Here is a 12,326-nt window from a genome sequence, read left to right on the forward strand (position 1 = left end):
TTTCTTCGTGTTGAATGAAAGCTCAACCAACAATGAGGAACAATAATATGTCTATCGCTACCGTTGAGAAACGCGCATACACGGAACAAGAGACCGCCGCTTATATTGGTATGAGCCGTTCTTTTCTACGTCAAGCTCGAATGGAGGGGCAACGCCGTAACAGAACGGTCGCCCCGCCATTTATTAAAATTGGCCGAGCGGTTCGTTACTTAAAAGAAGACTTGGATCGCTGGCTAGAGAACCACACTAAACTTGATCACTTGCCGATTAGAGGTGGTTTTAATGGCTGAACAATCCCTGTCACCTGAATTTCCTCATCTTCGATATTCGGAATCAGGAAAACCTATCGTTTTGAATACTGCCGATAACTTAAGAGCACTCCTAGAGTGCTCTGGTTACCAAGCTAGAGTAAATCAAATGACGCTTGAGCAAGATATTTTTCGGGGTGCTGAACGAATTGGCTCGCCTGACATTATTCGCAGCGAACTTATTTCACTTGCTTCAATTCACCGCGTGCCTAAAGCGGCAATTGATGATCATTTCTCGGCAATTGCCGCCGAGATAAGTTATCACCCGATAGCTAATTGGTTGGATGGTGTTTGGGATGGAAAGTTAAGAGTCGATGCGGTGCTAAATTGCGTTAAGGCGAAACATCCACAGCTTGCTTCCATCGTATTAAAGCGCTGGTTAGTGGGGTGTGTTGCATCACTGATTAAACCTAACTTTAAATCTAAGCTGGTACCTGTCCTACAAGGTGAGCAGTCGTTTAAGAAAACCGCTTTTGTTGAGCGTATTGCGACGGTTATGCCTGGGGCATTTTTGGAAGGGGCTGAACTCAATCCTGATAACAAAGATAGTGTACTTTCAGTGATTCGCTCTTGGATTGTCGAGCTGGGAGAATTAGAGCGTTCAACGAAAAACTGTCAAGGCGCATTAAAAGCATTTATTAGCCGCTCTTGCGACACGGTTCGTCCGCCCTATGCAAGAAATGATATTAAAAAGCCACGCCAAACTAACTTGATAGCAACCGTGAATGGTATGGACTTCTTAAGAGATGAAACGGGCAATTCACGTTATGCCGTTATTGAACTGGAAGGTGCCGCTGATATGGATATGCTCAACGAGCTTTTGGGTTGGCGTTATCAATCAACAGGGGAACTTTCTTTGGTTGAACCGGAAAAATTGCGGCAGTTCTGGCTAGAGGTAAAGCACTTGCTTGTAATTGAAAATTACGCTTGGATGCTTTCACCCAAAGAGCAAGCGTTAGTAGCTCAGGAGTCGGCTAAATACGTTGATAAGGGCGCTTGGTATAAGGTTATTCTAGAGCACATAACGACATGTGAAGATAAAGCAAGAGAGTGGATGACCACTAAGCAAATTTGTGAGTATTTACATATCGATTATTCAAAAGCGAATACGGTAGGGAGGGCTCTTTCACTACTTAGCAAGGAGGGTATTCTAGAAAAGAAAATGCTCGACGGTATCAATCGTTACTGTTTTCCAACTATCGTTCCTATCTAACCTCTGCATCCTAAAATCCTCACCCCACTTGCTCCACTGAATACCATACAAAGTGGGGCAAGTGGGGTGTTTTTTATGCTTGGGGGTAACAAGGTTTTGCCCCAAAACGCGTTAGGTTAAATAATCTACAACATCGAGCATTAGTTTTACCCAATAAAAAGTTATCCTATAGAATGCAAGCCAAGCAATTTAAGCCTTCATTGTGGGCATTTTTCTAGTCAAAGTAACCTTCTGGGTAGTGAAATCATCCTAACGTCCTTTTAGGGATGATAAATCATTGAAAATATTGTTATCGTCCTTTTATTCATCAGTAAACTTGACTCCCCGAGATACGACTCTGCTCCTATCATTTCAGAAGAAAGACCAGAAGCCCCAAAAGAGCCTACGTTAAGTTAAACAGAAAATGCCAAATGTTTTGTAATAGAAGACGATCGAAAAAGCCACTGTAACCTTTTGATCGAGAATTGTAAAAGATGCTTAATTGAGGCCAGGTTGAGGTCGTTGTAGATACTGTTTGTAAGCGTTTTTTATGCGCTCGCAGAGAAAAGAGAATGATAATCTAAATCGAGTGTAACAATGACATTATCAAAAAAACAATTCACGAGATCAACTGGCCGGTTTCTTGTTAGTCTAATTGGTCTAGCTCTTCTTACTGGCTGTGAACATCCAACGGAAGGGTTGGTATATGCTAGAAATCCTGATGGTTCGGACAACAAAGCAATAGTTGTAGCGTATAGAGGTGAAGAGACCGATGTGATCATTCCAGATTCGGTTACCACCATTGAGAAGAATGCCTTCCGTAGAAATAAGCTTACGAGCGTGACTTTTCCTGATTCGTTGACCACCATTGGCAACTATGCGTTTCGAGGCAACGAGCTCACCAACGTGACCATTCCAGATTCGGTTACCACCATTGGGGTTGAGACGTTTAGTACCAACAAGCTCACCAGCGTGACCCTTCCAGATTCGTTGACCACCATTAGGGAGCGGGCGTTCGAATACAACAGACTCACCAGCTTGACCCTTCCAGATACGGTGATCTACATTGGGGATTCTGCGTTTCGTGACAATCAGCTCACTAGCGTGACCCTTCCAGATTCGTTGACCACCATCAGGAAGTCGGCGTTCGAATACAACAGACTCACCAGCGTGACTCTTCCAGATTCGTTGATCACCATTGGCAGCCATGCGTTTCGAGGCAACGAGCTCACCAGCCTGACTCTGCCAGATTCACTGGCCACTATTGGGGCGTATGCGTTTAATGGCAACGAGCTCACCAAACTGACCCTGCCAAATTCGGTAACAACCATCGAGGATCTGGCGTTTAATCACAATAGACTCACCAGCGTGACCCTACCAGATTCGGTAACCTCCATTGGGTATGATGCGTTTGGTGACAACGAGCTCACCAGCGTGACCATTCCAGATTCTGTAACCACTATTGGGAGTGCGTCGTTTCGATCCAACAAGCTCACCAGCGTGACTCTGCCAGATTCGGTAACACTCATCGAGAGTGACGCGTTTTATGGCAATAAGCTCACCAACGTGACCCTGCCAGAGTCACTGGCCACTATTGGGTATGGGGCGTTTAGTCACAACAAGCTCACCAGTGTGACCCTTCCTGATTCGGTGACCACTATTGGGCATGAGGCGTTTAATCACAATAGACTCACCAGCGTGACCCTTCCAGATACGGTGATCTACATTGGGGATTCTGCGTTTCGTGAAAATCAGCTCACCAGCGTGACCCTGCCAGATTCATTGGCCACTATTGGATATCGAGCGTTTCGAGGCAACAAGCTCACCAACTTGACCATTCCAGATTCGGTTACCACCATTGGGGATGAGGCGTTTAGTACCAACAAGCTCACCAGCGTGACAATTCCAGATACGGTGATCTACATTGGGGATTCTGCGTTTCGTGAAAATCAGCTCACTAGCGTGACCATACCAGATTCTGTGATCACCATTGGGGATGAGGCGTTTGAAAACAACAGACTCACCAGCGTGACCCTGCCAAATTCTGTGACTACCATTGGTAGTGGTGTATTTAATAATAATAGACTATCCACCTTTAACGATGCACCATCAGATGGATTTATTTTTGCTCGTAATAGTGATGGCTCTGAGAACAAGAAGGTAATCATTTCTTATGGTGGAGTAAGACATGGGATTGTTATTCCAGGTTCAGTGACCACTATTGGATATGAGGCGTTTCGTGACAACGAGCTCACCAGTGTGACCATTCCAGATTCGGTGACCACCATTGAGTATGGGGCGTTTGAAAACAACAGGCTCACCAGCGTGACCCTACCAGATTCGGTGACCACAATTAGCGAGAAAGCATTTGCTGATAACTGGCTCGGCAGCGTGACCATTCCAGATTCGGTGACCACCATTGGGGATGAGGCGTTTAGTAACAACTCGAGAGCACTCACTAGCGTGATCATTCCAGATTCGGTAATCAGCGTTGGGTATCATGCGTTTGATGTAAGTGTAACAATTAAGCGGAATTAATACTGTTTTGAGTACTGTCGTATTTTAACATGTGGCAGTGCCTACTAGAGGTGCTGGATTTTACGAGTTCTCATCAATCTCAAGTTGGTGAGGATGGTTTATAGCGCATTAGCTTGACGCGTAGTATGGCTCTCTTGGAACTCATATTTATACAGCTAGAACGGAATGTAAGGGAGATTTATCTTTAGCTATTTATGGTTTGTTTGTGCTGTTTGACGAAACTAGAGCGCACTTCAATCAAACCTTTCAACTAGCGCAACCTTACCCACCTCGCTTGCTTTTCTCGACTCACTTTACAATACCTAAAGTTATCTGGAAATTGGTAACTTTCCTCATGTTCTAAATTGAAACTGTCCAAAAACTTCTTTACTTGACGATTTTTACTAAATCATTACGGGATTCCTGCATACTCAGTGTAACGTTAGCTACCATCCTTTATGGCAATAATGTACGGTGACCGAAAACATTGGTTACTACTCCCGTAATTAAATACGTAATGTAAGGAGGCGTTGTGGTGATTAAAAACATGATGGATATCAAACAAAAACTTGCACAGGGTAATTTTGGCATGCTCAAAGCAGACGGAATTGCATCCTGGTTAACTCAGTTAGTGAAAGAAGATAATGGTATCAGCATGATTAACGACCTGAGAGCAGGCGGCGCTATTTCTGATCTGGATCTATATTCGTGGCTGGTTAAGAGACTTGCGGTTCGCTCAAAGCAAACCCGTATTGGTGATCATCGTGCTAATCTCTTGATGATTGAGCTTCAAAGCGTTGGCCCTATAGAAGACTTCAATACTTTGTTTACTTTGATAGAAGCGAGCAAGATTGACCCCGAGGTAAAGGCCAAGGTAACGCATTGTGACTACGTAGGACATGTTCTGTTGCTTCTTGCGGATATAGTCCCAGACGGCACGCTGATCCGAAATATGCGGGATGTCGAACATCATTTTTCGAATCAGCATTTTGCCTTTTTGAAAGCGAATAATGTCAGTCGTTGGGTGAATGATATCGCCAAGCACAAACGCTGTCTTCCCATGTTTGAAGAGCTTAGGCGTCACAATGTGATCAGCGACCTAGATATTTACCAGCAGCTGGATCACAACAAAGTCATATGGGAGCTTGAGGCCGGGCGGACTCACGAGATTTTATCGCTACTAAAAACATTCCCTCGAGACGGAAGTTTAGTGATAGATGACAGTGAAGATATCTGGCATATAGCCAATGACTACTCCCTGCCGTTAATCAGGGAGCTGCTGGCGATTGGTGCGGAGATTGACCATAATGCATTGCTTGCCAATACCTTTGCTGGTGACCACAATCGCGAGTTTAGTTTACTGGATTTTCTGCTAGGCCATTATGAAGTGTTTTCAGAGCAGGCGTTAGTATCGGCTTGTGCCTGTATTTTGTCTGAGACAGCCTTCCGGGTGGAGCTCAGCGACCAAAATGCGATTAAGACGCTGCTTGGAAAAATTCACTCCTTAGACACGGTATTTGATCAGAATATTTATTGGGCAAACTGGCATCGTGATGATTATTCCCTGTTTGGTTTGCTGTTTCGTCTTAAGCCTGAATGGTTAATTAGATGGTACCCTGATTACGTCCCATCTGAATCTGCCATGGAAGGGATGGATTGGGACTTTGTCGTTTGCGAAGGGGAGTTTGATAAATACCACCTCACCGAATTGAAAAATTTGGTTTCTCAGGGGGCTGAATTACCAATTGAGGAAATTATTGAAGCTCTTGATGATAACGACCAAGACGACTACGCCGAACAACTCAGGGTGTTAAGTTGCGTCCAGAACTGAACCACTTAGAAATTTGAGAATATGGGGTCTCGGTGTTTTAAATCAACCGTAATCATGAGTTCGGAAATAGTTTTCCATACCCATAGTTATTCATGTATTGCTAATGTTCAATTTTCCGAAAATGACTTCTGTCCAAAACTAATCTAGAACACAAATTCGTGTAGCATCAATTAAAATGCTACACATTTGCTACATAGATATCTCAATCAGCAAAAGGGCTAAGCAGGTATTAACCGCTTAGCCCTTATTGTATATGGCGCTCCCAACAGGATTTGAACCTGTGACCTGCCCCTTAGGAGGGGGCCGCGCTATCCAGCTGTGCCATGGGAGCAATGGGCTTATCATACTGAATTTTGGTTTAAAGTTAAGTCTTGAGCGTTCGAACGGTCATAGTTTGTGCATCACATCGCCGATTTGAATGGCGCCAGTCAGTTCTGGTTGATCAACGGTGACTTCGGCTTCGTTTTCATATACGCGAGATACGGTGAGGGTAACATCGGTCTGAGCGACTTTATTACGTGGAATACCGCGTTGGTCGATAAATGATCCTGTGTGCCAAAGCTGCAGTTTATCGCCAAGTTTCACGCCGTGAATACGACCTAAATCGATAGTGATGGTTTTGCCCCATTTGGCGACCACTTCGGGTAAGGTCACTTTACACGATACTTCGGCTTCTAAATCGAGCATGATGTTACGGCTGACTTTTAACAGCATATCGCCGTAGGTCGATGCCCAAAAACGCGCACTTTTAGTATCGACTTTACTGGTTTTTGCAAATGGCCATCGAGCGACTTCTCGATAGTTGCGGTTATAAACGGCATTGCCGGTTTTGCCGTCAAAGACCGTCATCTCAAGCGCAAATTGGCGATTAATAACATCTTCCGAAAGCGCGTTTTGCTCAATGGTCGCGGTTAAATCGTTAATCACACCGCCGATGATGTATTGCGCGCCTTTATCTTGGGCGATCATTTTTAATCGCTCTGGGTAGCGTTTATCTATTGCGAAATCGGTCGTGCCCACCGAGATAAAGCTGCTGGATTCCACATCAAGCTGGCGGTTTAAGACTTCAGCAAAGTCATCACCAACATCGTAGATTTGCCCCATCACCGCCTGTTGCGGCGAAGCGATATCAATGTTGCCGACCAAAAATGTCTTTTTGTACTGGCTAACGTGGCAACCTGTTGCCGATGGGTAGATATCAATACGTGCGGTCACCACAACGGTGTTGCCGCGAATGCGCTCTTGTTCAATCACAATTGAGTGGACTTCGTGGTTACTGAATTGATATTCCTTACGGCCGACTTGCAGGAATTGGCGCAAATTGCTGATGCTGCCGACATCGGCTCCGGCAAAACTCACCGCTTTAAAGATGGCATCTTCGAGCGCATCGCTGCGTGCTTTGGCTTCTGATGAAACGACGGTCGATGTACCCGTCACTTCGTACCAAGCCGCTTGGCTAAAGGGCGCACTCGCTAAATAGACAAACGCTGATAATAAGGGAACAAACAGTTTTTTCATGACATCTTTACCAGTTGGGTACGGTTTTTGCTAGTTTTGTCTTAGCTGATTTAGGCAATGCGTTTCTAAGTGGTAGCAGATTTAGAAAAGCAAAGAGTGTTCCACTTTTTTACAGAGAGAAAAAGGGTGGGGCAAAAATGCCGAAATTTCTGGAGATTAAGAGAATGAAAAAGTGGCTAACCTTAGTGCCAGCAGTGCTTCTTACTGCTTGTTCCTATGCTCCCATTTATAATGGTAAAGCGGCCTATCCTGGTTCGCAGTTTATGTTGATGCAGAGTCCGCGTCATACTTTGGACTTTTTCGTCGAAAGTCTGACGGATGACTTAATGGTGTCGAATACCAGTGTATCGGCGCGCACGCCAATTGCTGTCACATCGTTTGTCGATTTGCAAAATATGGATGCGACTAACTGGCTGGGCAATTCGGTTTCGGAAGGGTTTATTTATCAATTCCAACGCCGCGGCTTTAAAGTCGTCGACTACAAAACCACAGGCTCTATTCAAGTCACTCAGCAAGGGGATTTCGCCTTTAGCCGTGATTGGAAAGATCTCGCCAAAGAGCAGGATATTCAGTATGTACTCACCGGTACTATGCTGCGCCAAGAAGGTGGTGTACTGGTTAATGCTCGAGTGGTCGGTATGCAGTCAAGAATCGTAGTGGCTTCAGCGCAAGGTTTCTTACCTGCGGATCGCATTGGTCGCGATCTTGATACGCTAAATAGTATGCGTACTGAAGATGGTGTGTTGATTCGTTCGGATCCAACCATGACACAACCTTACACTGTGATTTTGCGACCATAGGAGCCGAGATGAGAATACTATTACTTCTGGCGGCTGCGTTAGCTATGGTGGGTTGCCAGCCGTTAACTACGATGCGAACCGGTGATTGGTTGACTTCTGTTGGCTATGCCAGCATTAGTGAGCAAAAAGGCAGTAACGATGAAGAGAAGCAAGTCCGTGCGATGCGCGCATCGAAAATCGATGCCTATCGTGAGCTGGCGGAACAAGTGTATGGCATGCGTGTAAGTGGCCGAGCAGATTTACGCGATCAGCGCTTAGGTACCGAATTAACCTCGGGGGCTGTGGATGGCGTCATTCGTGGTGCTGAGGTGGTGAGAAGTTATAAAGTGGGCGATAGTTACGTAACCGAGCTGCGTTTAAGCATCGACAAAATGAACCGTTTACGCGATTACGGTGAGGTTCAGCAAGTTCCTGAAAAGCGCCAGCAAACGCTATTTTGATTTTGTTTTGAATCGATAACTCTTAATCTCTCTGATAATAAAAAAGCGGCAATGATTGCCGCTTTTTTATTGAATGTTTTTGCCGTTTTTAGGCTTTCACATTTGTACCTAAGGTTGAAACATTCTGCGTTTGGCCGTCGGAGTTATAGGTCATTCCCAATTTGCCTTGGCTCTGTTTCATTAGGTTATTGAGTTTATTAAAACTCAATTGGGCATTTCTCAACGCTTCACCATTGACGTCGTTGGCTTGTTGGCAATCATGCACAACCGAACGGATTTCATCAACATAGACTTTCAGTTCAGGATCGTCAGTCAGGTTTTTCACTTCAGGATGGCGTTTGATCCGTTCGTCAGTGGTTTGTAATTGAGAGATCAAAGTGATCTTTTCATGCGCTATGGCTTCGATGTTTTTTGAGATACGTTGAGTGATGGCTTCTTTTTCTTTTTCCAGAAGCAAAGAGAGCGATTTTGCGCTCTGTAATTGAAACTCAACTAAATCTTTTAACGCTGCCATAGATTAAATCCGGTTATAACCCGCCCAGTTCTTTCTCGAATTTGACCATGTTATCAGCCAATTTTTCCGGATCAACTGAGTATGAGCCATTTGCAATCGCTTCTTTGATTGCCGCAACTTTCGCTTTATCAAAAGCCGGTTGAGAGGCCATTTGATTATGCATTTCACCAATCGCCTTTCCTTGCGAGCTCAGTGAAACGGCATCTTGCGCTGCTGAAGAGGTCGATTTCGCCGATTCAGTGTTGCTTGATGAGTTACTGTCTGTCGTACGTGACGTATTGCGCGTTGAGGTTGTCAACGTTTGTCCGCTACGTATGTTGTCTATGCCTGCCATAATTGCCTTCTTAACAAAAAGAGTGAAAAACCTGTACTGTCAATATCGACGTAAATGTGAATAACTTTAGTGTTTTTTTACTAATTATTATCCTCGCCTATTTTGCGTCAAAACTGAACGGTGACTTCACCAATCCCTGTGACTCTTGCCTCAATTATACGATTGGATTTGCTATTTTTCACTCTAATCTGTTCACCTTGGGCGCCATCACTTAATGCGACCCCTTTTGTTGAGATCGTCATGCCGAGCTTATTCGCTTTAATCAAGACGGTTTCATTACGACACACAACGCATATATCGTTGCTTTCTAACACTTCGCCTGGACGAAGGTTTTTCTTAACTCTTGCGCCGATGACGGACTCGGCACTGGTAAACCCTTGCCGCCGTTGACGCAGCAAATCGACCATGCTGATGGTGATGTCGTTAGGGCCTATGGTCTGACCTCGGTTCAGTGCGGTGACTAGGGTGACTTGTGGCCCAGTTCGTGTCAGTTTAACGGGCACATAGATGCGCCAGTTGTCTGCTGGGCATTCGACTAAAACGGTAATGCTGCTGGCACTTGAACTGAGTGACGACGAGGATGTTTCAAGCGCTGTTGGGCAGTCGGTGGCTAAGATTCGTGAGTCAAGATCGTTCGCACTGGCCTCGAGTGTTCCGCCTTCTGGCCAATCAATATTGTCTAATATGTAATCTTGCGCCGCGGTTTGGATCGCATGGATCTGATTTTCAGTTGCGCTTAGCGCACAAGTACTAAAGAAAATTAATAAAAATCCGATACACTTAGAAAAAAGTTTATAGAAAGCTCTACACTTAGGTTGGAAAGTTATTTTAGAGATAGATTCGTTCAACATCATTCTTTGTCTCTGATTTTATTACTGAAGGTAGGTTACCATTTTTTATAAGAAAGTTTTCATGGAGATGAGCTTATGACGGGTATCATGGATTCCGTAAATCAGCGCACACAACTGGTTGGTCAAAACCGTTTAGAGCTATTGACGTTTCGTCTAATGGGACAACAACGTTATGGAATTAACGTGTTTAAAGTCAAAGAAGTTCTTCAATGCCCAAAATTAACGTCGATGCCAAACCTACACCGTTTAGTTAAAGGGGTGGCACATATTCGCGGCCATACTGTGTCTGTTATCGATCTTAGTCTCGCGGTTGGCGGTCGTGCCACCACAGACATCGATAAGTGCTTCGTCGTGATCGCGGAGTTTAACCGTACCATTCAAGCTTTCTTGGTCTCGTCGGTCGAGCGTATTATCAATATGCGCTGGGAAGCAATTTTGCCGCCACCAGAGGGGGCGGGTAAATCGAACTACCTGACAGCGGTAACCAACATTGATAATGAGCTGGTTGAAATACTCGACGTTGAAAAAATCCTTGCAGAAATTGCGCCAGTTGATGAAACCATGGACAGCAGCATTGGTGAAGAGATCGCCAAAGCGGAAGTTGAAAAGCCAATTGTACGCCGCATTTTGATTGCCGATGATTCAACAGTGGCACGTAAACAAGTTGAACGAGCGATTACCGGAATTGGCTTTGAAGTCATTTCGGTGAAAGATGGTAAAGAGGCTTATAACAAACTGATTGAAATGTCAGAAGAGGGAAGCATTTACGATCAAATTTCGTTGGTCATTTCCGATATCGAAATGCCAGAGATGGATGGGTATACTCTGACTGCAGAAATTCGACGAAATGCGGATTTAAAGAATTTATATGTTATTCTTCACTCTTCACTTAGTGGTGTTTTCAACCAAGCCATGGTTGAACGTGTTGGAGCTAACTCCTTCATTGCGAAGTTTAATCCGGACGAGCTAGGGAATGCGGTGAAAGCTGCACTAACCAAATAAAGAGATATCAATGACAGCGATAACAATAAGCGATCAAGAATATCGCGATTTCAGCCGCTTTTTGGAATCCCAGTGCGGAATCGTGCTGGGAGACAGTAAACAATATCTTGTTCGAAGCCGACTTAGTCCTCTTGTGACTAAATTTAAATTAGCATCGTTGTCTGATTTATTGAAAGATGTGGTGACTGGCAGAAATCGCGATCTTCGTGTTGCCGCTGTTGATGCGATGACCACGAACGAAACCTTATGGTTTCGTGATACTTACCCGTTTACCGTGCTATCTGACAAACTGTTGCCGGAAATAGCGGCAAGCAAGCGCCCTATTAAAATTTGGTCAGCGGCAAGTTCTTCGGGCCAAGAGCCGTATTCTATGGCAATGACGATTCTTGAAACCCAGCAAAAGAAACCGGGTTTATTGCCTAACGTATCGATTACCGCCACCGATATCTCGAGCAATATGCTTGAAATGTGCCGCGCTGGTGTATACGACAACTTAGCGCTTGGGCGTGGTTTGTCTCCTGAGCGTCGCCGCACTTTTTTTGAAGATGCCGGCGATAACCGCATGAAAGTGAAAGATAACGTTAAGCGTTTAGTCAGTTTTCGCCCGCAAAACTTAATGGAAAGCTACGCACTACTTGGTAAGTTTGACATTATTTTTTGTCGCAACGTTTTGATCTATTTCTCACCGGATATGAAATCGAAAGTGCTCAATCAAATGGCGAGCAGCTTAAACCCTGGTGGTTATTTACTGCTGGGTGCATCGGAGTCACTGACTGGCTTAACCGACCGATTTGAGATGGTACGCTGTAATCCAGGCATTATTTATAAACTGAAAAAGTAGTCCACTCTTCGCTATTCATAGGCCCAGCTCATTGCTGGGCTTTTTGTTGGGTCTGCGCTATATATAGCAATGAGACATTCCAATCTCTTCGGAGCAAAAGCGTTTAATTACCGTTGGCGCAGAATTTGCTCCACTCCTCGAGTCAAAAGCAATTTGATGTGACATTTATATATTGGCA

At 44.6% G+C, this 12,326-nt stretch carries 12 protein-coding genes and 1 tRNA gene; 8 read left to right on the forward strand and 5 right to left on the reverse strand.

What is annotated here, in order from left to right; translation table 11 throughout:
* Nucleotides 1-47 precede the first annotated feature (47 nt).
* From BLS03_RS01545 to BLS03_RS01560, 4 genes are all read left to right on the forward strand, one after another.
* Nucleotides 48-290, forward strand: coding sequence for a helix-turn-helix transcriptional regulator (locus tag BLS03_RS01545; protein ID WP_093268693.1), 243 nt, complete (start codon nucleotides 48-50; stop codon nucleotides 288-290).
* Complete coding sequence (locus BLS03_RS01550; RefSeq protein WP_093268696.1) at nucleotides 283-1,521, forward strand: VapE domain-containing protein; 1,239 nt, start codon at nucleotides 283-285, stop codon at nucleotides 1,519-1,521. Before BLS03_RS01545 ends, BLS03_RS01550 begins: the two co-directional genes overlap by 8 nt.
* 753 nt (nucleotides 1,522-2,274) lie before the next feature.
* Entirely contained in the window at nucleotides 2,275-4,038 is a 1,764-nt protein-coding gene (locus BLS03_RS01555; protein WP_176765496.1) for a leucine-rich repeat domain-containing protein, read from the forward strand.
* Nucleotides 4,039-4,549: 511 nt separating this feature from the next.
* Nucleotides 4,550-5,848: a hypothetical protein gene (locus BLS03_RS01560; RefSeq protein WP_093268701.1), complete on the forward strand. Its 1,299-nt coding sequence runs from the start codon at nucleotides 4,550-4,552 to the stop codon at nucleotides 5,846-5,848.
* 254 nt (nucleotides 5,849-6,102) lie between these two features.
* Here the strand turns inward: BLS03_RS01560 and BLS03_RS01565 are convergent.
* Nucleotides 6,103-6,179: transfer RNA gene (locus BLS03_RS01565), tRNA-Arg, on the reverse strand.
* A 56-nt stretch (nucleotides 6,180-6,235) separates the two neighbouring features.
* Complete coding sequence (locus tag BLS03_RS01570; RefSeq protein ID WP_093268704.1) at nucleotides 6,236-7,366, reverse strand: flagellar assembly protein FlgT; 1,131 nt, start codon at nucleotides 7,364-7,366, stop codon at nucleotides 6,236-6,238.
* Nucleotides 7,367-7,530: 164 nt separating this feature from the next.
* Here BLS03_RS01570 and BLS03_RS01575 point away from each other — a divergent pair, with 164 nt between their 5' ends.
* On the forward strand, nucleotides 7,531-8,166 hold the full coding sequence (locus tag BLS03_RS01575) for a FlgO family outer membrane protein (RefSeq protein WP_093268706.1): 636 nt from the start codon (nucleotides 7,531-7,533) through the stop codon (nucleotides 8,164-8,166).
* An 8-nt stretch (nucleotides 8,167-8,174) separates the two neighbouring features.
* Nucleotides 8,175-8,606, forward strand: a complete 432-nt coding sequence (gene flgP, locus BLS03_RS01580; protein WP_093268709.1) for a flagellar assembly lipoprotein FlgP — start codon at nucleotides 8,175-8,177, stop codon at nucleotides 8,604-8,606.
* Between the two features lie 88 nt (nucleotides 8,607-8,694).
* Here flgP and BLS03_RS01585 read toward each other — a convergent pair whose 3' ends face one another.
* The 3 genes from BLS03_RS01585 to flgA all read right to left on the reverse strand — a co-directional run bounded on the left by BLS03_RS01585 (nucleotide 8,695) and on the right by flgA (nucleotide 10,308).
* Nucleotides 8,695-9,120 carry a flagella synthesis protein FlgN gene (locus BLS03_RS01585; protein ID WP_093268712.1) on the reverse strand — a complete coding sequence of 142 codons (426 nt, stop codon included), beginning with the start codon at nucleotides 9,118-9,120 and terminating at the stop codon, nucleotides 8,695-8,697.
* A 13-nt stretch (nucleotides 9,121-9,133) separates the two neighbouring features.
* The gene (gene flgM / locus BLS03_RS01590) at nucleotides 9,134-9,454 is read right to left on the reverse strand and encodes a flagellar biosynthesis anti-sigma factor FlgM (protein ID WP_093268714.1); all 321 of its coding nucleotides are present in this window, start codon (nucleotides 9,452-9,454) and stop codon (nucleotides 9,134-9,136) included.
* Nucleotides 9,455-9,561: 107 nt separating this feature from the next.
* The gene (gene flgA, locus BLS03_RS01595) at nucleotides 9,562-10,308 is read right to left on the reverse strand and encodes a flagellar basal body P-ring formation chaperone FlgA (protein ID WP_093268717.1); all 747 of its coding nucleotides are present in this window, start codon (nucleotides 10,306-10,308) and stop codon (nucleotides 9,562-9,564) included.
* A gap of 72 nt (nucleotides 10,309-10,380) precedes the next feature.
* On the opposite strand from flgA, the gene BLS03_RS01600 reads away from it, so the two are divergent.
* Both BLS03_RS01600 and BLS03_RS01605 read left to right on the forward strand, forming a co-directional pair.
* On the forward strand, nucleotides 10,381-11,307 hold the full coding sequence (locus tag BLS03_RS01600) for a chemotaxis protein CheV (RefSeq protein WP_093268719.1): 927 nt from the start codon (nucleotides 10,381-10,383) through the stop codon (nucleotides 11,305-11,307).
* A gap of 10 nt (nucleotides 11,308-11,317) precedes the next feature.
* On the forward strand, nucleotides 11,318-12,148 hold the full coding sequence (locus BLS03_RS01605; RefSeq protein ID WP_093268723.1) for a CheR family methyltransferase: 831 nt from the start codon (nucleotides 11,318-11,320) through the stop codon (nucleotides 12,146-12,148).
* The last annotated feature ends 178 nt before the right edge of the window (nucleotides 12,149-12,326 follow it).

The sequence above is a fragment of the Vibrio xiamenensis genome, assembly GCF_900100015.1.
In the GTDB taxonomy this organism is placed as follows: Bacteria; Pseudomonadota; Gammaproteobacteria; order Enterobacterales; family Vibrionaceae; genus Vibrio; species Vibrio xiamenensis.

Excerpts from the sequence above, each read along its gene's own strand:
- BLS03_RS01545 (WP_093268693.1), top strand. The coding sequence starts at position 48 with ATGTCTATCGCTACCGTTGAGAAACGCGCATACACGGAACAAGAGACC.
- BLS03_RS01550 (WP_093268696.1), top strand. The coding sequence starts at position 283 with ATGGCTGAACAATCCCTGTCACCTGAATTTCCTCATCTTCGATATTCG.
- BLS03_RS01570 (WP_093268704.1), bottom strand. The coding sequence starts at position 7,366 with ATGAAAAAACTGTTTGTTCCCTTATTATCAGCGTTTGTCTATTTAGCG.
- BLS03_RS01575 (WP_093268706.1), top strand. The coding sequence starts at position 7,531 with ATGAAAAAGTGGCTAACCTTAGTGCCAGCAGTGCTTCTTACTGCTTGT.
- flgP (WP_093268709.1), top strand. The coding sequence starts at position 8,175 with ATGAGAATACTATTACTTCTGGCGGCTGCGTTAGCTATGGTGGGTTGC.
- BLS03_RS01585 (WP_093268712.1), bottom strand. The coding sequence starts at position 9,120 with ATGGCAGCGTTAAAAGATTTAGTTGAGTTTCAATTACAGAGCGCAAAA.
- flgM (WP_093268714.1), bottom strand. The coding sequence starts at position 9,454 with ATGGCAGGCATAGACAACATACGTAGCGGACAAACGTTGACAACCTCA.
- flgA (WP_093268717.1), bottom strand. The coding sequence starts at position 10,308 with ATGATGTTGAACGAATCTATCTCTAAAATAACTTTCCAACCTAAGTGT.
- BLS03_RS01600 (WP_093268719.1), top strand. The coding sequence starts at position 10,381 with ATGACGGGTATCATGGATTCCGTAAATCAGCGCACACAACTGGTTGGT.
- BLS03_RS01605 (WP_093268723.1), top strand. The coding sequence starts at position 11,318 with ATGACAGCGATAACAATAAGCGATCAAGAATATCGCGATTTCAGCCGC.